This window comes from Cupriavidus sp. CuC1, from assembly GCF_044627735.1.
Taxonomy (GTDB): domain Bacteria; phylum Pseudomonadota; class Gammaproteobacteria; order Burkholderiales; family Burkholderiaceae; genus Cupriavidus; species Cupriavidus ulmosensis.
In genome coordinates this window covers 73175-92459 of record NZ_JBIUHC010000003.1, presented here as the reverse complement: position 1 = coordinate 92459, position 19285 = coordinate 73175, and the positions used below count along the sequence as shown (strand labels likewise).

Below are 19285 nucleotides of genomic sequence, written 5' to 3'. Positions count from 1 at the left end.
CGATGCGCCGGCCGTATGGCAGGGGGTGCTGTCCGCCACCACTGCGCGCCCGCCCAGGATCAGGCCGCTGACGGCCATTGGGGGCAAGTGGTGGAGGGGGAGGGCGGGTGCTTAGCCTTGCAGCAGGCGTTCGTCGCGGAACAGATCGACCACGTGCTCGCGGCCGCGCACCAGGTGCACGTCGTGGCCGTCGACCATGACTTCCGCCGCGCGCGGGCGGGTGTTGTAGTTGGAGCTCATGACGAAGCCATAGGCGCCGGCCGACATCACGGCCAGCAGGTCGCCCGGCTGCACCGCCAGGGCGCGATCGCGGCCGAGCCAGTCGCCGGATTCGCACACCGGGCCGACCACGTCGTAGGTCAGGGCGGTTGCCTGCGCGGTTTCGCGCAGTTGCACGGGCTCGATGCGGTGGTAGGCCTCGTACATGGCGGGGCGGGCCAGGTCGTTCATGGCCGCGTCGACGATGCAGAAGTTCTTGGCAACGCCCGGCTTGAGGAACTCGACCTGGGTCAGCAGCACGCCGGCGTTGCCCACCAGCGAGCGGCCCGGCTCGAACAGTACCTCGCGATGGCCGTGGCCACGCTCGGCAACGCGCTCCAGCAGCGTGCGGGCAAAGCCGGTGATGTCCGGCGGCGTTTCGTCGTCGTAAGTGATGCCAAGGCCACCGCCCACGTCGATGTGCTCAAGGTTGATGCCTTCGCGCTCGAGCGCTTCCACCACGTCAAGCACCTTGTCCAGTGCTTCCAGGTAAGGGGCAACCTCGGTGATCTGCGAGCCGATATGGCAGTCGATGCCCGCGACTTCCAGGTGCGGCAGCGCGGCGGCGGTGCGGTAGGTCGGCAGCACGTCCTCGAAGGCGATGCCGAACTTGTTGCCCTTCAGGCCGGTGGAGATATACGGGTGCGTCTTGGCGTCCACATCCGGGTTGATGCGCAGCGACACGCGCGCGCGCTTGCCCAGGCGGCCCGCCACGGCGTTGAGGCGGTCCAGTTCGGGGATCGACTCCACGTTGAACGACAGCACATCGTGCTGGAGCGCCAGTTCCATCTCGGCGGCGGTCTTGCCCACGCCCGAGAACACCACCTTGCGCGGATCGCCGCCCACCGCCAGCACGCGCTGCAGCTCGCCGCCGGACACGATGTCGAAGCCCGCGCCGAGCTTGGCAAAGACCTGCAGGATCGCCAGGTTCGAGTTGGCCTTCATGGCGTACTGCACGCGCGCGCGGCGCCCCTGGCACGCAGCGGCGTAGGCCTGGTAGGCGGCGGTCAGCGCGGCGCGCGAGTAGACGTAGGTGGGGGTGCCGTATTCGGCGGCGATGCGCGCGAGCGGTACGTGCTCGACGGTCAGGGCGCCGTCGTGGCGATGGAAAAAGGCGGTCATGGTTATTTGGCGGTGGGAGTGGCGGCCGGCACTGCGTCCGGGGCCGTGGTGGGTCCCGCTGTGGAGGCGGAGCCCCGGGGAGCCGCCGGATTCGGCACGGCCGGGTTGCCCAGGCCGGGATCCGGTACGCCCGGCTGTGCCGGTGCGGGAGGCTGTTTGGGCATCACCAGCGGGCCGCGAATGCCGCATCCCGACAGCAGGGGCATCGCAAGGCTGGCGGCAAACGCCGATACAATCGCAACACGACGCAACATCGGGTCGTCCTTAAAATGTCGTCCAGAGTCGTCCCCGATCGTCCCGGAGTGTCCCGGAGTGTCCCCAAGCGGAGCGCGGCGGGACCATCGGAAATACGAAGTACTTTTCAATACGCTGCCGGCTACGGCACTACATCGCTATGGCGGTGCCGGCCGGCGGTCTCGGAGTTTAGCATGCCCCCCCTGAGTGAAAGTGAGTTCCTGGCGCTGGCCCAGCAAGAGCTGGACCGGCTGGAAAGCGCAGTGGAAACCGCGGCCGACGCAGCCGATGCCGACATCGAAATCAACCGCGCCGGCAATCTCGTGGAGCTCGAATTCGAAGACGGCTCCAAGATCATCGTCAACAGCCAGGCGCCCATGCAGGAGCTGTGGGTGGCGGCGCGTTCGGGCGGTTTCCATTTTCGCCATGATGGCCAGCGCTGGGTCGATACGCGCGGCGGCGGGGAGCTGTACGCGGCGCTGTCCGGCTACGTAAGCCAGCAGGCGGGGGTGACGCTGAAACTGGCCTGAGCGCAGCACGCAGGCACGAAAAAGCCGGCTTGAGAAGCCGGCTTTTTCATTGGGTGCGCCCGGCGGGGCCTCAGCCGCCGCCGAACATCTCCAGGATGCGCTTCTTCTCCGCCTCGACATCGGCGGGCGATTGCGTGCTTTCGTCCGGCTTGCCCGGCCACGGATCGCCCAGGCCAACCGAAGCCACGCCGGCGCCGCCCGCGTTCTCCTCGAAGGTCCAGTCGCTGCCCACCATGACCACGCCTTCCGGAGCCTGGCGTTCGGGGATTTCCGGCGCGCCCTTGAGCATCTTGCCCATGTAGCCCACCCAGATCGGCAAGGCCAGGCCGCCGCCGGTCTCGCGCACGCCCAGGCTCTTGGGCTGGTCGTAGCCCATCCAGGCGATGGCCACCAGCTTGGGCGTGTACCCGGCGAACCAGGCGTCGACGGCGTCGTTGGTGGTACCGGTCTTGCCGGCCAGGTCATTGCGGCCCAGGCGCTGCTTGGCGCTGTTTGCCGTGCCGCTGCGCACGACCTCACGCAGCATGCTGTCGGCGATGAAGGCGGTGCGGGCGTCGAGTACGCGCACTGCATCCTCGCCGGCGCGCTGGGGCTTGGTCTCGGAAATCACGTTGCCGCGGGCATCGACCACCTTCTGGATCAGGTAGGGATTGACGCGGAAGCCGCCGTTGGCAAACACCGAATAGGCGCCCGCCATCTGCAGCGGGGTGACGCTGCCCGCGCCCAGCGCCATCGGCAGGTAAGCCGGGTGCTTGTCGGCGTCGAAGCCGAAGCGCGTGATGTAGTCCTGGGCGTACTGGGTGCCGATGGCGCGCAGGATGCGCACCGACACCAGATTCTTGGACTTGGCCAGCGCGCGGCGCATGGTCATCGGGCCTTCGAACTTGCCGTCGTAGTTCTTCGGCTCCCAGACCTGGCCGCCGTTGTCGCTGATCGAAATCGGCGCGTCGTTGATCACGGTGGCGGGGGAGAAGCCCTTTTCCAGCGCGGCAGAGTAGATGAACGGCTTGAAGCTGGAGCCGGGCTGGCGCCAGGCCTGCGTCACGTGGTTGAACTTGTTGCGGTTGAAATCGAAGCCGCCAACCATGGAGCGGATCTCGCCGTCTTCCGGGCTGAGCGAGATAAAGGCGGCGGAAACTTCCGGCAACTGCGTGACCGTCCATGCGCCTTTCTCGTCCTGCGTCACGCGGATGATCGCGCCCGGCCGGATCTTGGCCCTGGGCTGCGCGTTGGCCGCCAGCGACGGTGCGATGAAGCGCAGCGCCTGGCCTTCGATGGTGGCGACTTCGCCGGACAGCAGCGTGGCGGTGACTTGCTTGGCCGTCACGCTGGTGACCACGGCCGAGCGCAGGTCGTCGCTGCCCGGGTGCTCGAGCAGCGCGTCGTCGATGGCCTGCTCGCGCTCGTCCGCGCCGGGGGGCAGGTCGATAAATGCCTCGGGGCCGCGGTAGCCATGGCGGCGCTCGTAATTCATGATGCCCGAGCGCACCGCCTCGTAGGCGGCATCCTGGTCAGGCTTGTTGAGCGTGGTGTAGACGGTCAGGCCGCGGGTGTAGGTTTCCTCGCGGTATTGGGCATACATCAGCTGGCGCACGATCTCGGCCACGTACTCGGCGTGGGTGGAGAACTCATTGCCTTCGCCGCGCACCTTCAGTTCTTCGTGGATGGCCTGGTCGTATTGCTCGGGCGTGAGGTAGCGCAGGTCACGCATGCGCTGCAGGATGTATTCCTGGCGTACCTTGGCGCGCTTGGGATTGACCACCGGGTTGTAGGCCGACGGCGCCTTGGGCAGGCCGGCCAGCATGGCGGCCTCGGCCGGCGTCACGTCCTTGATCGACTTGCCGAAATACACCCGGGCCGCGCTGGCAAAGCCATAGGCGCGTTGCCCCAGGTAGATCTGGTTCATGTACAGCTCGAGGATCTGGTCCTTGGACAGGTTGGCCTCGATCTTGTAGGCCAGCAGCATTTCATACAGCTTTCGGGTGTACGTCTTCTCGCTGGACAGGAAGAAGTTGCGCGCCACCTGCATGGTGATGGTGGAGGCGCCTTGCGACAGGCCGCCGCGCAGGTTGGCCAGCCCGGCGCGCAGCACGCCGACGAAGTCCACGCCGCCGTGTTCGTAGAAGCGGTCGTCCTCGATGGCCAGCACAGCCTTCTTCATCACATCCGGTATTTGCGCGATAGGCACGAAATTGCGCCGTTCCTCGCCGAACTCACCAATCAGCACGTTGTCGGCCGTGTAGATCCGTAGCGGGATCTTGGGGCGGTAGTCCGTGATGGTATCGAGCGAAGGCAGATTGGGGGCGGCCACCAGCAGCGCGTATCCCACCAGCAGTGCCACCGCCACGATCCCGGCTACCAGCAGGCCCAGGGCCCAAAAGGTTAGCCGCATCCAGATCGGACGCCGGGCGGGCAGGGCAGGCTTCTGTTGTGCTGTGGCCATAAGGGAAATACCTAGTTAGAGGTGCCGGGATTATATCTCCCGGGATACGCCGCACCCGGCGCGTTGTGGCGCGCACGCCGCTATCGCGCTGTTACAAGATGTAATGGAATTGAGATCTGCATGAAACGAAAAGATGGGCGCGGCGGGGCGGGTGAGGGGCACCGTGGGATTTTGGCAACGCTTTGTGGGGGGTGTTGATGAAAAGCAATCGTGGTCAAACCGGCACATTGCCAGCGCCCAGTTTTTTGGTGAGAATCCACCAACTAAAAGAGCAAAACGTTTCATCCAAGAAACAATACAGACTCGCCAAATTAGAGCAAGCAAGCCAAGGCGAGTTCAACGGTCAGGGGGTCACCTTGCGGCGAGGCATCTTGTCGGGGTTGTTGCGCCGTACGACGGTCGGCGTTGACATCGGGTCGTCCAGCGTTAAGGTAGTCGAGCTGTCCGTGGGCAGTGGCAAGAACGACTATCGGCTGGAAAAATGTGCCAGCGAACTGCTGGACCGTAATGCCGTTGCCGATGGCAACGTGGTCAATATCGAAGCCGTTGGCATCGCTCTCAAGCGTGCCCTCGGCAAAGCCGGCATCCGCACCAAGGAGGTGGTGCTCGGCGTGCCTTCGATGCTGACCGAATCGCAGACCGTCAGCCTGCCGGACAACTTGTCCGAGGACGAGCTTTACGTCCAGGTGGAATCCGAGGCGCATCGCCTCTATCCGCCATCGCAGGCCGTCAATTTCGATTTTGCCGTGATCGGCCCCAGCGAAACCGAGGGCGGCATCGGCGTGCGCGTCACCGCGGCCAACAGCGACCGCGTGCAGGAGCGCGTGACCGCCGCCGAAATGGCCGGGCTCAAGCCGCACGTGATGGACGTCGAGGAATACGCGGTGCAGCGCTCCGTGGTGCAGATGCTGGGCGTGTCCGCCGACATCAGCGCCACCGACGCCAAGGAGCTGCCCGTGGTGGCCGTGATCCACCTTGGCGGCAGCCGCTCCAAGGCGATTTTCTACCAAGGCTGGAAAGAGCTCTACGAGCAGCCGCTCAACAGCTACGGCGACCAGCTCACCCAGAGCGCGGCGCGCATGTTCACGCTGGACGCGCTCAAGGCCGAGATCAAGAAGCGCAAGAACACGCTGCCCGAAGCCTGGCGCAACCAGCTGCTCAAGCCCTGCCTGGAGGCGCTGGCGGTGGAGGTGCAAGGCGCCGTGCGCAACTTCCTGTCGGCGTCCAGCATCGGCCGGGTCGACGAGATCCTTCTCTCTGGCGGCCATGCGTCGCTGGTCGGCGTGCAAGCCGCGATCGAGCAGCAAACCGAGATCACCACCACGCTGGCCAACCCGTTCGCCAACATGATGACAGCCGTCAAGGTCAACGAGCGCTATCTGCAGCGCGACCTGCCGGCCTACATCGTGAGCGCCGGGCTTGCGCTGCGCGGCCTGCAGTAAGCCAGCGAGGGAAGCCGCATGTCTACCAACTCGATCCCGACAGTTAATCTGCTGCCGTACCACGAAGCCCGCAGGGCATCGCGGCGCAAGAAGGTCTATGCCGTGCTGGGGGGCGCGGCCGGCGCCGGCGCGCTGGCGGTGCTGCTGGGCGGCATGTACATCGATCACCGTGTCGATGCCGTGGCCAGCCTGAACCAGGTGCTCCTGGCGGAGAACAACCGCATGGACGGGCAGATCCGCGAGGTGAATACGCTGCGCAAGGATATCGAGGGGCTGCTGCAGCGGCAGAAGGCCATCGAGGGCCTGCAGAACGAGCGCAACCGTCCCGTGCAACTGCTGGAGGAACTGGTGCGCCAGGTGCCCGAAGGCGTGTACCTGACCACCCTCAAGCAGACCGGCGACGCCTTTACCGTGACCGGCATCGCGCAGTCGAACGAGCGCGTGTCGGAGTTGCTGCGCAACCTTAGCCAGGTGCAGTGGCTGGACAAGGCCGAGCTGGGCGAATCCAAGGCCGTGATGATGACCAACAACCTGCGCGAGCAGCGGCGGCTGTTCGATTTCTCGATGCGCTTCGCCTACCGTGCGCCGGAAACACCGGACGACGGCAAGAAGGGCAAGGCCGGCTCCGCCGGCGCGAGTGCGCCGGCAGGCGCAGGGGGCTGACCATGGCACTCAATAGCGAAATCTCGCTGGCCACGTTGAACGATCTCACCGCGCAGTTCCGTGGCCTGAACCTCAATGAGCCGGAAACCTGGCCGGCCGCCCCGCGGGTGCTGTTCGCGGTGCTGGCTGCGGCGCTGGTGCTGCTGCTTGGCTGGCAGTTCTACTGGGGCGGCAAGCTCGAGGATCTCGATCGCCGGCATGCCGAGCAGGACACCCTGAAGCAGTCCTACATGAGCAAGGTGGCGCAGGTGGCCAACCTGGACGCGCTGCGCAAGCAAAAGGCCGAAGTGGAGCAGCGCGTGGCGCTGGTCGAGCGCCAGTTGCCCAACAAGACCGAGATGGACGCGCTGCTGGCCGACGTCAATCACGCTGGCGTGGCGCGTGGCCTGCAGTTCGAGTTGTTCAAGCCGCAACCCGCCGTGATCAAGCCCTACTTTGCCGAGATCCCGGTCAACCTGAAGGTCACCGGCCGCTATCACGACGTGGCCCAGTTCAATGCCGATGTTGCCGCGCTCTCGCGCATCGTCTCGATGCAGGGGCTGCAGTTCGCCACCGGCAAGGATGGCGGGCTGACGATGGAGGCCGTGGCAATGGCCTACCGCGCGCTGGATCCCGAAGAACAGGCGGCGCAGCGCAAGGCGGACGCCGCGGCGGCCAAGACGGCTGCGGGAGCGAAAAAATGATGCCAGCGATCCAGGCTTCGCGCCTGCGTGCCTGCGCTTGCGCGCTGATCGGCGTCGCGCTGTTGGCAGCCTGCGGAAGCAGCGAGGAAGATGGCCTGCGCCAGTGGATGGCGCAAGCCCAGGCCGCCAAGGCGCCGCCGCCGGCGCCGCTGCCCGAGCCCAAGCCGTACGTGCCGCGCGACTACGAGGGCCGCAGTGCGCCCGAGCCCTTTGCCCAGAACAAGATCGGCGACCTGAACCGGGTTCTGTCCGAGTCCCCGGAATCCGGCCGTCGGCGCGAGCCGCTGGAGGATTTCCCGCTGGAGAACTTCAAGATGCTGGGCGCCATGAAGAAGAGCGGCGAGACCTACGGCGTCGTGCAGGTAGATAACAAGATCCACCACGTCAAGGTGGGTCAGTATCTCGGCCAGAACTACGGCCGGGTGGTCCGCATCAACGATCAGGAGATCGTGTTGCGCGAATTGGTCCGGGAAGGGGTAGCCGAGTGGAAAGAAAAAATGACCAGCCTGAAGCTGGAGGGGTCGGCATGATCATGGGTCGCTGGTACCGGGCGCTTGCTGGCGCTGCGGTGATGATGCTGGTCTTGGGCGCGCCGGCTGCGCAGGCGCAATCGACAACGGGCAACGCGGTCAAGCGCGTGGATGCCACCACGGTGGGCGAGCAGACGGTGTTCACGGTCGAGCTGCAGCGGCCGCCAACGCAGAAGCCGGCCGACTTCACCACGCAGAATCCGCCCAAGCTCGCCATCGATTTCCTCGATACCGGTTTCGCGGCCGGGCGGGCGCAATACGACTTTGGGGGCAAGTTGCTCAAGAGCGCCAATGTGGTGCAGATCGGCGACCGCACCCGCGTGGTCCTCGACCTGACCCGCGTGGCCAGCTATCGCACCGAAGTGCGCGGCAACCAGTTCGTGGTGCTGCTCGACAACGTCGCCCCGACCGCCAGGGCCGCCGTGCCGACTTTCGCCGTCAGCTCGGCGCAAGCGCCTGCGGCGCCGTGGAACCGGTCAACCTTGCGCAATATCGATTTTCGCCGCGGCCAGGATGGCGCGGGCCGCATCGTGGTGGATCTCTCATCGCGGGACTCCGCCATCAATATCGCGCAGCAGGGTCAGAACGTGGTGGTCGAATTCCTCAATACGTCATTGCCCGACGCCCTGCGCCGGCGCTATGACGTGAGCGATTTCGGCACCCCGGTGCAGGGCATGCGGGCGAGCGAAAACAACGGCACCACGCGCCTTGCCATCGAGCCGCGCGGCAATTGGGAGTACAGCTCCTACCAGACCGATACGCAGTTCGTGGTGGAGGTGCGCCCGGTCAAGGAAGATCCGGCCAAGCTGATCAGCGGGGCAGGCTTCCGCGGCGAGCGGCTCTCGCTGAACTTCCAGAACATCGACATCCGTTCGCTGCTGCAGGTGTTCGCCGATTTCACCAACCTCAACATCATCACCAGCGAAAGCGTGCAAGGCAACCTGACGCTGCGCCTGAAGGATGTGCCTTGGGACCAGGCCCTGCAGATCGTGCTCGATGCCAAGGGCCTGGCCTCGCGCCGCAACGGCAATGTGCTGTGGGTGGCGCCCAAGGCTGAACTGGCCACCAAGGAAAAGCTCGAGCTCGAATCCCAGCAGCAGATCAATGACCTCGAGCCGATCCGCAGCCAGGTGTTCCAGCTCAACTACCAGCGTGCCGAAGACGTGCGGCGCATGCTGCTCGGGCTGGCCGCGGCAGGTTCCGCCGGCGGCGCGGGCGCGCTGGGCAGCGTAAGCCCGATCGGCGCGGCGGGCGGCCTGGCCGGCACGGCGGGCAGCACCCGCATGCTGTCCAAGCGCGGCTCGCTGACCGCCGATCCCCGTACCAACCAGCTGTTCGTCTCCGATATCGCGACCAAGCTGGAAGAGGTGCAGAGCTTCCTTGGCAAGATCGACATCCCGGTGCGCCAGGTCATCATCGAGGCGCGCATCGTCGAGGCCAACGATACCTTCAGCCGCAACCTGGGCGTCAAGCTGGGCTTTGCCTCCAAGACGGCCGGCGCCGGCTACGGCAACACCTACACCAATGTGGTGAGCCCGGTGACGCAGAACGCGACCTGGGACAATGGCCCGGCGCTGAGCCTGCCAGCGGCGGCGATCAACGGCGTCAATCCGGCTTCGGTCGCGGTCAGCCTGTTCAACAACGCTGCCGGCCGTTTCCTGGCGCTCGAGCTGTCCGCGCTGGAAGCGGATGGGCGGGGCAAGATCATCTCCAGCCCACGCGTGGTTACCGCCAACAATATCAAGGCGCTGATCGAGCAAGGCACGGAGCTGCCCTACCAGGCCGCCACCTCCAGCGGCGCCACCTCGGTGCAGTTCCGCAAGGCCAACTTGAAGCTGGAAGTCACGCCGCAGATCACGCCGGAAGGCAATGTCCTGCTGGACGTCGACGTCAACAAGGACAGCGTGGGCATCCAGACCACCTCGGGCTTTGCCATCGACACCAAGCACGTGCAGACGCAAGTGCTGGTGGAGAATGGCGGCACCGTGGTGATTGGCGGCATTTATAGCCAGACCGAGTCCACCAATGTGAACAAGGTGCCATTCCTGGGGGATATCCCGGTGCTTGGCAACCTGTTCAAGGACAACGCCAAGGTCAACAACCGGACCGAGCTGCTGGTGTTCCTGACGCCGCGCGTGCTCAACGACAGCGTGTCGCTGAAATAGCCCCGCTCGCGCCGGATGCAGTAGACTGGCAGGCCGCATCGTTTCGATGCGGCTTTTTTTATTGTCCAGGCGGGCTAGAGAGATTGGGCGAGGGGCATGTGGCAGGCGCGCGCAAGGCGTGTCGCGAGGCGGATTGCCTTGTGCCGATTGCGCCGCGCCACTTGCCCGGATCGTCCCAACATAAGAAGATGATGCAGTTTTCCACCGCGAGGGCCGGCCAGAGACCCGGCTCCCGCCCCACACGCCAGTGACAGCCACCCGCCCGAACCTTTTCTTTGTCGGCCTGATGGGTGCCGGCAAGACCACCGTCGGCCGCACCGTGGCCCGGCGCCTGAACTACCCGTTCTTCGATTCGGATCACGAACTCGAGGCGCGTTGCGGCGTGCGCATCCCGATCATCTTCGAGCACGAGGGCGAAGCGGGCTTTCGCGACCGCGAGGCGCAGGCGATCGACGAGCTCACCCAGCGCCGCGGCATCGTGCTGGCCACCGGCGGCGGCGCCGTGCTGCGTCCGGAGAATCGGGCGCACCTGAAGGCGCGCGGCACCGTGGTCTACCTGCGCGCCAGCCCGCACGACCTGTGGCTGCGCACCCGTCACGACCGCAATCGCCCGCTGCTGCAGACCGAAGACCCCAAGGGACGGCTGGAAACGCTCTATGGCGAGCGCGACCCGCTTTACCGCGAGGTGGCGGATTTCATCATCGAAACCGGCAAGCCTTCAGTAGCGCAGCTTGCTAATATGGTGTTGATGCAACTTGAAATGGCCGGTTTCACCGTTGCCGCCGAAGAGCCCGAAGGGGCAGACGGCGAGTGCGCGGACAACCTCCCGGCGCAGGACCAGAATCACAATGATCACCCTTGAAGTCAGCCTTGGGGAGCGCAGCTACCCCATCCATATCGGCACCGGCCTGCTTGACCAGACTGAGTTGTTCCGCCCCCATGTGCGCGGCCAGCATGCCGTCATCGTCACCAATGAGACCGTAGGGCCGCTATACGCCGCCCGTGTCCAGGCCAGCCTGGCGGCGCTCGGCAAGACCGTGCGCACCGTGACCCTGCCCGACGGCGAAGCCTTCAAGCAGTGGGAAACACTCAACCTGATCTTCGACGCGCTGCTGAGCGCGGGCGCTGACCGCAAGACCACGCTGATCGCCTTGGGTGGCGGCGTGGTGGGCGACATGACCGGATTTGCCGCCGCCTGCTACATGCGCGGCGTGCCGTTCGTGCAGGTGCCCACGACCCTGCTGTCGCAGGTGGATTCGTCGGTGGGCGGCAAGACCGGCATCAACCACCCGCTCGGCAAGAACATGATCGGCGCCTTCCACCAGCCTAATGCGGTGATTGCCGACATCGACACCTTGCGCACGCTGCCGGAGCGCGAACTCGCGGCGGGCCTGGCCGAAGTGATCAAGCACGGCGCCATGGCCGATGCCGAGTATTTCGGCTGGATCGAGCGCAATATCCGCGCGCTCCACGCCTGTGATCCCGACATCATGGCGCTGGCGGTCAAGCGTTCCTGCGAGATCAAGGCCGCCGTGGTGGCCCAGGACGAGCGCGAGGGCGGCCTGCGCGCGATGCTTAATTTTGGCCACACATTCGGCCACGCCATCGAGGCGGGCATGGGCTACGGCGAATGGCTGCACGGCGAGGCCGTGGGTTGCGGCATGGTGATGGCGGCGGATCTGTCGCATCGGCTCGGCTTCATCGACATCGAAACGCGCGCGCGCGTTGTGCAGCTAATCCGCGCCGCCATGCTGCCGGTGGTCGCGCCGGAACTTGGCACCGACCGCTACATCGAACTGATGAAAGTGGACAAGAAGGCAGAAGCCGGCAGCATCAAGTTCATCCTGCTCAGGAAGCTGGGCGAAGCCTTCATCACCACCGTGCCGGACCCTGACTTGCGCGCTACCTTGCAGCACGCGGTGCTCAGGCCGCCTACCGAGGCGCCGGTCGCCTGACGCGATCGGTTATGCCTTGCAACCCCGGCCGGGCGGCGCACCGCCACCCGGCCGGACGCCTGACCGGATTGCCGCATGACCGACCTCGAAAGCCATCTCGCTCCCTATGCCGCCCGCTCCGCGCAGACACTTGGGCGGGTGCACGCCGAACCGGCCTCGTCCTCGCGCACGGAGTTCCAGCGCGACCGCGACCGCGTCATCCATAGCACGGCCTTCCGGCGGCTCGAGTACAAGACCCAGGTCTTCGTCAACCATGAGGGTGACCTGTTCCGCACCCGGCTCACCCATAGCCTGGAAGTGGCGCAGATCGCGCGCTCCATCGCCCGCAACCTGCGCCTGAACGAGGACCTGGTCGAAGCCATTTCGCTGGCGCACGACCTGGGCCACACGCCCTTCGGCCATGCCGGGCAGGATGCGCTGAACAACTGCATGAAGAACCACGGCGGCTTCGAGCACAACCTGCAGAGCCTGTTGGTGGTGGATGAGCTGGAGGAGCGCTATGGCGGCTTCAACGGGCTCAACCTGACCTTCGAGACGCGAGAGGGCGTGCTCAAGCATTGCTCACGCGTCAATGCCTCTGCGCTTGGCGAACTGGGCCGGCGCTTCCTGGAGGGGACGCAGCCCTCGCTGGAGGCCCAACTGGCCAATCTGGCCGACGAGATCGCCTACAACAACCACGATATCGACGACGGCCTGCGCTCAGGGCTGCTCACGCTCGAGCAGATGGACGAAGTGCCGATGTGGGGGCGCCACCGGGCCGAGGCGATGGCGGCGTTTCCCGGCATCAACGGGCGGCGCGTGATCAACGAGACCGTACGCCGCATGATCAACACGCTGATTGTCGACCTGATCGAAACCACCAGCCAGAACATTGCCGCCGCCAACCCGCGTAGCATCGAGGCCGTGCGGGCCGCGGGCCCGATGGTGGCCTTCAGCGCGCCGGTGCGCGAGGAAGCGGCGGCGCTCAAGCGCTTCTTGTTCCGCCATCTCTATCGCCATTACCTGGTGATGCGCATGTCCTCCAAGGCCCAGCGCATCATCACCGACCTGTTCGATGTCTTCATGGCCGATCCGCGCCTGCTGCCGCCGCAGTACCAGGCGGGGCAGGGCCGCGACCAGTCCCGGCTGATCTCGCACTACATTGCCGGCATGACCGACCGCTATGCGATCCGGGAGCACCGCCGCATATTTGCAGTCGACGAAGGAAGCTAGGCCCGCGCGGCCGGCGGGAAAATTGGGGACGGATCAGGCTGCGGCTAGGCTATCATCGGGCATCGCTTCCGTTTGAGCCATCCGCCCGGCAAGCGCTTATCGCCGATCCTCTTCACCCATCATGGCCCGACTTCCTCGTTTCTCCCCGGCTTCGCTGCCGGCGCTGGTGTTGCAACGCGGCAACAATCGTCAGCCGGTCTTCCGTGGCACCGACGACTACCTCCATTACCTGGACTGCCTGCGCATGGCCGCGCGGGAGCACGATCTGGCGATCCACGCCTATGCCTTGCGGCCGAATCATGTCCACCTGGTGGCAACCCCCCGGCATGCCGATTCGCTGAGCCTCACCATGCAAGCCGTAGGGCGCCGCTATGCGCGCTATTTCAACCGGGTCGCCGGCCGTACCGGCACGCTGTGGGATGGCCGCTTTCGCTCGGCGGTGTTCGATCCAGCTGCCTGGATGTTGCCGGCCATGCAGTACGTGGAGGGCAACGCCGTGCGCGCCGGCGAGGTGACCTCAGCGGAGGGGGATCGCTGGAGCAGCTATCGCCACCATGCCGGCATCGAGGCCAGCCCCTTTGTGAGCGATCACTCTGCGTACTGGGCGCTGGGCAATACGCCGTTCGAGCGTCAATCCAACTACCGCGCCGTCACCGCCGAAGGGCTGTCGTCGATGACCCTGGCCACGCTGCGCAGCCACGCGCATAGCGGCTGGCCCCTGGGTGACGCGGCCTTTCTTGCGCAACTGGAGCGCCAGGGCGGGCGGCGCGTGCAGCCGTTGCCCAAGGGCCGCCCGGCGGGTCGGTCCGCGATGGACCGGGAGTCCGAGCCCGATACGGTCCAGCCACCCCACATGGGCAAGTGAGGCGTGGCGCGCTCGACTGCTGCGGAGGTCGATAAAGCACGCGCCGCGTTGCACCATACTTAATCTGTCCCCAAATAAAGACCATCCCGTTGTGGTGCGAGTATATTTATGATCTGACCCCATTTAAAAATTTTGCGGGACGGGTACGATTCTTTTATAGTTCCTCCACCCACATTCATTGTGCGGCGCGTCACGCCTGTGTACGCCGCTGCGGCCCCGCTGTCTCTCTGGTTCCCCGTCCCCGGTTTTCAACCGGCCCCGGTGGAAGAGTGCGGTCCCCGTTCCGGTCTGCCTTGCTGGCTCGCAGCCCTCACCGGAATCAAGCCCGTGGACCAATCGCAATCCCAATCAAAGCAAACGATGGCCCAAGCGCAGGCCGCAGAGCCTGCCGCCGCCACGTACGCGCCTGCCTCGCGTCCGCAAGCCCAGGGCATGTACGACCCCGCCAATGAAAAAGACGCCTGCGGCGTCGGCATGGTTGCCCATATCAAGGGCAAGAAGAGCCATGAGATCGTCCAGCAAGGCCTGAAGATCCTGGAGAACCTGGATCACCGCGGCGCGGTCGGCGCCGATGCGCTGATGGGCGACGGTGCCGGTATCCTGATCCAGATCCCTGACCAGTTCTACCGCGAAGACATGGCCAAGCAGGGCGTGACCCTGCCGCCGTCCGGCGAGTACGGCGTGGGCATGATCTTCCTGCCGAAGGAGCACGCCTCCCGCCTGGCCTGCGAGCAAGAGCTCGAGCGCACCGTGCGCCTGGAAGGCCAGGTCGTGCTGGGCTGGCGCGATGTGCCGGTGGACGCCGCCATGCCGATGTCGCCGACGGTGCGCACCACCGAGCCGGTGATCCGCCAGATCTTCATCGGGCGCGGCCGCGACATCATGACCACGGACGCGCTGGAACGTAAGCTCTACGTGATCCGCAAGACCGCCAGCCACGCCATCCAGGCGCTCAAGCTCAAGCACGGCAAGGAGTACTTCGTGCCGTCGATGTCGGCGCGCACGGTGGTGTACAAGGGCCTGCTGCTGGCAACGCAAGTCGGCGAGTACTACCTGGACCTGCAGGACCCGCGCGCCGTCTCGGCCCTGGCCCTGGTGCACCAGCGTTTCTCCACCAACACCTTCCCGGCCTGGGAGCTGGCCCACCCGTACCGTATGGTCGCCCACAACGGCGAAATCAACACGGTCAAGGGCAATGTGAACTGGGTCAACGCACGGACCGGCGCCATCTCGTCGCCGGTGCTGGGCGACGACCTGCCCAAGCTGTGGCCGCTGATCTATCCCGGCCAGTCGGACACCGCATCGTTCGACAATTGCCTCGAACTGTTGACGATGGCCGGCTACCCGCTCGTCCACGCCATGATGATGATGATCCCGGAAGCCTGGGAACAGCACACCATGATGGACGACAACCGCCGCGCCTTCTACGAGTACCACGCTGCCATGATGGAGCCGTGGGACGGCCCCGCCGCGATCTGCTTCACCGATGGCCGCCAGATCGGCGCCACGCTGGACCGTAACGGCCTGCGTCCGGCGCGTTTCTACGTGACCGAGGATGACATCGTGGTGCTGGCTTCGGAAGCCGGCGTGCTGCCCTTCCCCGAGTCGCGCATCGTGCAGAAATGGCGTCTGCAGCCGGGCAAGATGTTCCTGATCGACATGGAGCAAGGCCGCATCATCGACGACAAGGAGCTCAAGGACAACCTGGCCAACGCCAAGCCCTACAAGAGCTGGATCGACGCCGTGCGCATCAAGCTCGATGAGCTGGATGCCAAGCCCGAGGACGTGGCTGCCGAGAAGAAGCCGGACGCACGCCTGCTGGATCGCCAGCAAGCCTTCGGCTATACGCAGGAGGACGTCAAGTTCCTGATGGCGCCGATGGCGCTGGCCGGCGAGGAAGCCACCGGCTCGATGGGCAATGACAGCCCGCTGGCCGTGCTGTCGTCCAAGAACAAGACGCTGTATCACTACTTCAAGCAGCTGTTCGCCCAGGTCACCAACCCGCCGATCGACCCGATCCGCGAAAACATGGTGATGTCGCTGGTGTCCTTCATCGGACCCAAGCCCAACCTGCTCGAGCTCAACAACATCAACCCGCCGATGCGCCTCGAAGTGTCCCAGCCCGTGCTGGACTTCAAGGATATCGCCAAGATCCGCAATATCGAGCACTACACCGGCGGCAAGTTCCGTTCGTATGAACTGAACATCTGCTATCCGCAGGCATGGGGCAAGGAAGGCATCGAAGCCCGCCTGGCCTCGCTGTGCGCGGAAGCCGTGGATGCCGTGCGCTCGGGCTACAACATCCTGATCGTGTCGGACCGCCGCGTCGATGCCGAGCACGTGGCCATTCCCGCGCTGCTGGCAACGTCGGCCATCCACCATCACCTGGTGGACAAGGGCCTGCGCACCTCGGCCGGCCTGGTGGTGGAAACCGGCACGGCGCGCGAGGTACATCACTTCGCCCTGCTGGGCGGCTACGGCGCCGAAGCCGTGCACCCGTACCTGGCGATGGAAACGCTGGCCGACATGGCGCAAGGCCTGTCCGGCGACCTGTCGCCCGAGAAGGCGGTCAAGAACTTCGTCAAGGCGATCGGCAAGGGCCTGCAGAAGGTGATGTCCAAGATGGGCATCTCCACCTATATGTCGTACACCGGCGCGCAGATCTTCGAAGCCATCGGCCTGTCGCGCGAACTGGTGCAGAAGTACTTCCACGGCACCGCATCGAATGTCGAAGGCATCGGCATCTTCGAAGTGGCCGAGGAAGCGCTGCGCCTGCACCAGGACGCCTTCGGCGACAACCCGGTGCTGGAAACCATGCTGGAGACCGGCGGCGAGTACGCCTACCGCGTTCGCGGCGAAGCGCACATGTGGACCCCTGACTCGGTGGCCAAGCTGCAGCACGCCGTGCGCGCCGACGACGGCAAGGGCGCGTACCAGACGTACAAGGAATACGCCAACATCATCAACGACCAGAGCCGTCGCCACATGACGCTGCGCGGCCTGTTCGAGTTCAAGGTCGATCCGACCCGCGCCATTGCGCTGGAAGAAGTGGAGCCGGCCAAGGAGATCGTCAAGCGTTTCGCCACCGGCGCCATGTCGCTGGGTTCGATCTCTACCGAGGCTCACGCCACGCTGGCCGTCGCGATGAACCGCATCGGCGGCAAGTCGAACACCGGCGAAGGCGGCGAGGACGAGAAGCGCTACCGCAACGAACTGCGCGGCATCCCCATCAAGCAGGGCGATACGATGCAGGGCCTGCTGGGTAGCGAAGCCGTCGTGCGCGACCAGGAACTGCAGGCAGGCGATTCGCTGCGCTCGAAAATCAAGCAGGTGGCATCGGGCCGTTTCGGCGTGACCGCCGAATACCTGGCGTCCGCCGACCAGATCCAGATCAAGATGGCGCAGGGCGCCAAGCCTGGCGAAGGCGGCCAGCTGCCCGGCCACAAGGTCTCGGACTACATCGGCAAGCTGCGTTACTCGGTGCCGGGCGTGGGCCTGATCTCGCCGCCGCCGCACCATGACATCTACTCGATCGAAGATCTGGCACAGCTGATCCACGACCTGAAGAACGTCAACCCGGCGTCCGATATCTCGGTCAAGCTCGTGTCCGAAGTGGGCGTGGGCACCGTGGCCGCGGGCGTGGCCAAGGCCAAGGCCGATCACGTGGTGATCGCCGGCCATGACGGCGGCACCGGCGCTTCGCCGCTGTCGTCGATCAAGCACGCCGGCACGCCGTGGGAGCTGGGTCTCGCCGAGACCCAGCAGACGCTGATGCTCAACGGCTTGCGCAACCGCATCCGCGTGCAGGCCGACGGCCAGATGAAGACCGGCCGCGACGTCGTCATCGGCGCGCTGCTGGGTGCCGACGAGTTCGGCTTCGCTACTGCACCGCTGGTGGCAGAAGGCTGCATCATGATGCGCAAGTGCCACCTGAACACCTGCCCGGTGGGCGTGGCAACGCAGGATCCGGCGCTGCGCGCGAAGTTCCAGGGCAAGCCCGAACACGTGGTGAACTTCTTCTTCTTCATCGCCGAAGAAGCCCGCGAGATCATGGCGCAACTGGGCATCCGCACGTTCGACGAGCTGATCGGCCGCGCCGACCTGCTCGACACCAAGCCCGGCATCGAGCACTGGAAGGCACGCGGCCTCGATTTCACCCGCGTGTTCTACCAGGCACCGTTCCCCGCCGAGGTGCCGCGTTTCCACACCGACGTGCAGGATCACGGCCTGTCGCTGGAAGCCGGCAAGGCGCTGGACCACGTGCTGATCGCCAAGGCGCGTCCGGCCATCGACAAGGGTGAGCGCGTGTCGTTCATCCAGCCGGTGAAGAACGTCAACCGTACCGTCGGCGCGATGCTCTCGGGCGTGGTGGCCAAGCAGTATGGCCATGAAGGCTTGCCTGACGACACCATTCACATCCAGCTGCAAGGCACCGCAGGCCAGTCCTTCGGCGCTTTCCTGGCGCACGGCGTCACGCTGGACCTGGTTGGCGATGGCAACGACTACGTGGGCAAGGGCCTGTCGGGCGGCCGCGTGATCGTGCGCGCTCCGCACGAGTTCCGCGGCGACCCGACCCGCAACATCATCGTGGGCAACACCGTGCTGTACGGCGCGATTGCCGGCGAAGCCTTCTTCAACGGCGTGGCCGGCGAACGCTTCGCGGTGCGCAACTCCGGCGCCGCCGCAGTAGTGGAAGGCACGGGCGATCATGGTTGCGAGTACATGACCGGCGGCACCGTGGTGGTGCTGGGCGGCACCGGGCGCAATTTCGCGGCCGGCATGTCGGGCGGCATGGCCTACGTCTATGACGAGGACGGCTTGTTCGACAAGCGCTGCAACACCTCGATGGTGGCACTGGAAACCGTGCTGGCCGCGGCGGACCAGGAAAAGGGCCAGTCGGCCGCTTCCTGGCACAAGGTGAACGGCCAGCGCCAGCTGGATGAAGTCATCCTCAAGGGCTTGATCGAGCAGCATTTCCGCTTCACGGGTTCCGAGCGCGCCAAAGCATTGCTGGCCGACTGGGCCACGGCACGCCGCAAGTTCGTCAAGGTCTTCCCGACCGAGTACAAGCGCGCGCTGGGCGAGATGTACGCCAAGGAGCAGGAAGCGAAGGACAGCGACCGGGAAGCCATCGCCGCCTGAGCCCCAAGGGCAGGGCAGCGAGCCCGACCAAGCATGAGCGC

13 protein-coding genes are annotated in these 19285 nt (G+C 65.6%); 11 read left to right on the top strand and 2 right to left on the bottom strand.

Features of this window, described 5'->3' with window-relative positions; genetic code table 11:
- Positions 1-111 precede the first annotated feature (111 nt).
- Positions 112-1380 carry a diaminopimelate decarboxylase gene (gene lysA, locus ACGLHR_RS02020; RefSeq protein WP_400091569.1) on the bottom strand — a complete coding sequence of 423 codons (1269 nt, stop codon included), beginning with the start codon at positions 1378-1380 and terminating at the stop codon, positions 112-114.
- Positions 1381-1808: 428 nt separating this feature from the next.
- Here lysA and cyaY point away from each other — a divergent pair, with 428 nt between their 5' ends.
- The gene (gene cyaY, locus ACGLHR_RS02015) at positions 1809-2144 is read left to right on the top strand and encodes an iron donor protein CyaY (protein WP_400091568.1); all 336 of its coding nucleotides are present in this window, start codon (positions 1809-1811) and stop codon (positions 2142-2144) included.
- A gap of 70 nt (positions 2145-2214) precedes the next feature.
- Here cyaY and ACGLHR_RS02010 read toward each other — a convergent pair whose 3' ends face one another.
- Entirely contained in the window at positions 2215-4587 is a 2373-nt protein-coding gene (locus ACGLHR_RS02010; RefSeq protein WP_318231193.1) for a penicillin-binding protein 1A, read from the bottom strand.
- A gap of 371 nt (positions 4588-4958) precedes the next feature.
- Between ACGLHR_RS02010 and pilM the strand changes: the two genes are divergently transcribed.
- From pilM to ACGLHR_RS01960, 10 genes are all read left to right on the top strand, one after another.
- A complete protein-coding gene (pilM, locus tag ACGLHR_RS02005; RefSeq protein WP_267606515.1) occupies positions 4959-6029 on the top strand; it encodes a type IV pilus assembly protein PilM in 1071 nt (356 codons plus the stop codon).
- 18 nt (positions 6030-6047) lie between these two features.
- Positions 6048-6692 carry a PilN domain-containing protein gene (locus tag ACGLHR_RS02000; protein ID WP_400091567.1) on the top strand — a complete coding sequence of 215 codons (645 nt, stop codon included), beginning with the start codon at positions 6048-6050 and terminating at the stop codon, positions 6690-6692.
- Positions 6693-6694: 2 nt separating this feature from the next.
- On the top strand, positions 6695-7375 hold the full coding sequence (locus ACGLHR_RS01995) for a type 4a pilus biogenesis protein PilO (RefSeq protein ID WP_318231192.1): 681 nt from the start codon (positions 6695-6697) through the stop codon (positions 7373-7375).
- Positions 7372-7905, top strand: a complete 534-nt coding sequence (locus ACGLHR_RS01990; RefSeq protein WP_267604555.1) for a pilus assembly protein PilP — start codon at positions 7372-7374, stop codon at positions 7903-7905. The genes ACGLHR_RS01995 and ACGLHR_RS01990 overlap by 4 nt, the downstream gene beginning before the upstream one ends.
- A complete protein-coding gene (gene pilQ / locus ACGLHR_RS01985; protein WP_400091566.1) occupies positions 7902-10070 on the top strand; it encodes a type IV pilus secretin PilQ in 2169 nt (722 codons plus the stop codon). Before ACGLHR_RS01990 ends, pilQ begins: the two co-directional genes overlap by 4 nt.
- A gap of 247 nt (positions 10071-10317) precedes the next feature.
- The gene (locus ACGLHR_RS01980) at positions 10318-10932 is read left to right on the top strand and encodes a shikimate kinase (protein WP_400091563.1); all 615 of its coding nucleotides are present in this window, start codon (positions 10318-10320) and stop codon (positions 10930-10932) included.
- Entirely contained in the window at positions 10919-12025 is a 1107-nt protein-coding gene (aroB, locus tag ACGLHR_RS01975) for a 3-dehydroquinate synthase (RefSeq protein ID WP_400091561.1), read from the top strand. The genes ACGLHR_RS01980 and aroB overlap by 14 nt, the downstream gene beginning before the upstream one ends.
- 75 nt (positions 12026-12100) lie before the next feature.
- Complete coding sequence (locus tag ACGLHR_RS01970) at positions 12101-13237, top strand: deoxyguanosinetriphosphate triphosphohydrolase (protein WP_267604552.1); 1137 nt, start codon at positions 12101-12103, stop codon at positions 13235-13237.
- 121 nt (positions 13238-13358) lie between these two features.
- The gene (locus ACGLHR_RS01965) at positions 13359-14102 is read left to right on the top strand and encodes a transposase (protein ID WP_400091560.1); all 744 of its coding nucleotides are present in this window, start codon (positions 13359-13361) and stop codon (positions 14100-14102) included.
- Between the two features lie 360 nt (positions 14103-14462).
- Positions 14463-19244, top strand: coding sequence for a glutamate synthase-related protein (locus ACGLHR_RS01960; protein WP_400091558.1), 4782 nt, complete (start codon positions 14463-14465; stop codon positions 19242-19244).
- Positions 19245-19285 lie beyond the last annotated feature (41 nt).

Excerpts from the sequence above, each read along its gene's own strand:
- lysA (WP_400091569.1), bottom strand. The coding sequence starts at position 1,380 with ATGACCGCCTTTTTCCATCGCCACGACGGCGCCCTGACCGTCGAGCAC.
- cyaY (WP_400091568.1), top strand. The coding sequence starts at position 1,809 with ATGCCCCCCCTGAGTGAAAGTGAGTTCCTGGCGCTGGCCCAGCAAGAG.
- ACGLHR_RS02010 (WP_318231193.1), bottom strand. The coding sequence starts at position 4,587 with ATGGCCACAGCACAACAGAAGCCTGCCCTGCCCGCCCGGCGTCCGATC.
- ACGLHR_RS02000 (WP_400091567.1), top strand. The coding sequence starts at position 6,048 with ATGTCTACCAACTCGATCCCGACAGTTAATCTGCTGCCGTACCACGAA.
- ACGLHR_RS01995 (WP_318231192.1), top strand. The coding sequence starts at position 6,695 with ATGGCACTCAATAGCGAAATCTCGCTGGCCACGTTGAACGATCTCACC.
- ACGLHR_RS01990 (WP_267604555.1), top strand. The coding sequence starts at position 7,372 with ATGATGCCAGCGATCCAGGCTTCGCGCCTGCGTGCCTGCGCTTGCGCG.
- pilQ (WP_400091566.1), top strand. The coding sequence starts at position 7,902 with ATGATCATGGGTCGCTGGTACCGGGCGCTTGCTGGCGCTGCGGTGATG.
- aroB (WP_400091561.1), top strand. The coding sequence starts at position 10,919 with ATGATCACCCTTGAAGTCAGCCTTGGGGAGCGCAGCTACCCCATCCAT.
- ACGLHR_RS01970 (WP_267604552.1), top strand. The coding sequence starts at position 12,101 with ATGACCGACCTCGAAAGCCATCTCGCTCCCTATGCCGCCCGCTCCGCG.
- ACGLHR_RS01965 (WP_400091560.1), top strand. The coding sequence starts at position 13,359 with ATGGCCCGACTTCCTCGTTTCTCCCCGGCTTCGCTGCCGGCGCTGGTG.
- ACGLHR_RS01960 (WP_400091558.1), top strand. The coding sequence starts at position 14,463 with ATGGCCCAAGCGCAGGCCGCAGAGCCTGCCGCCGCCACGTACGCGCCT.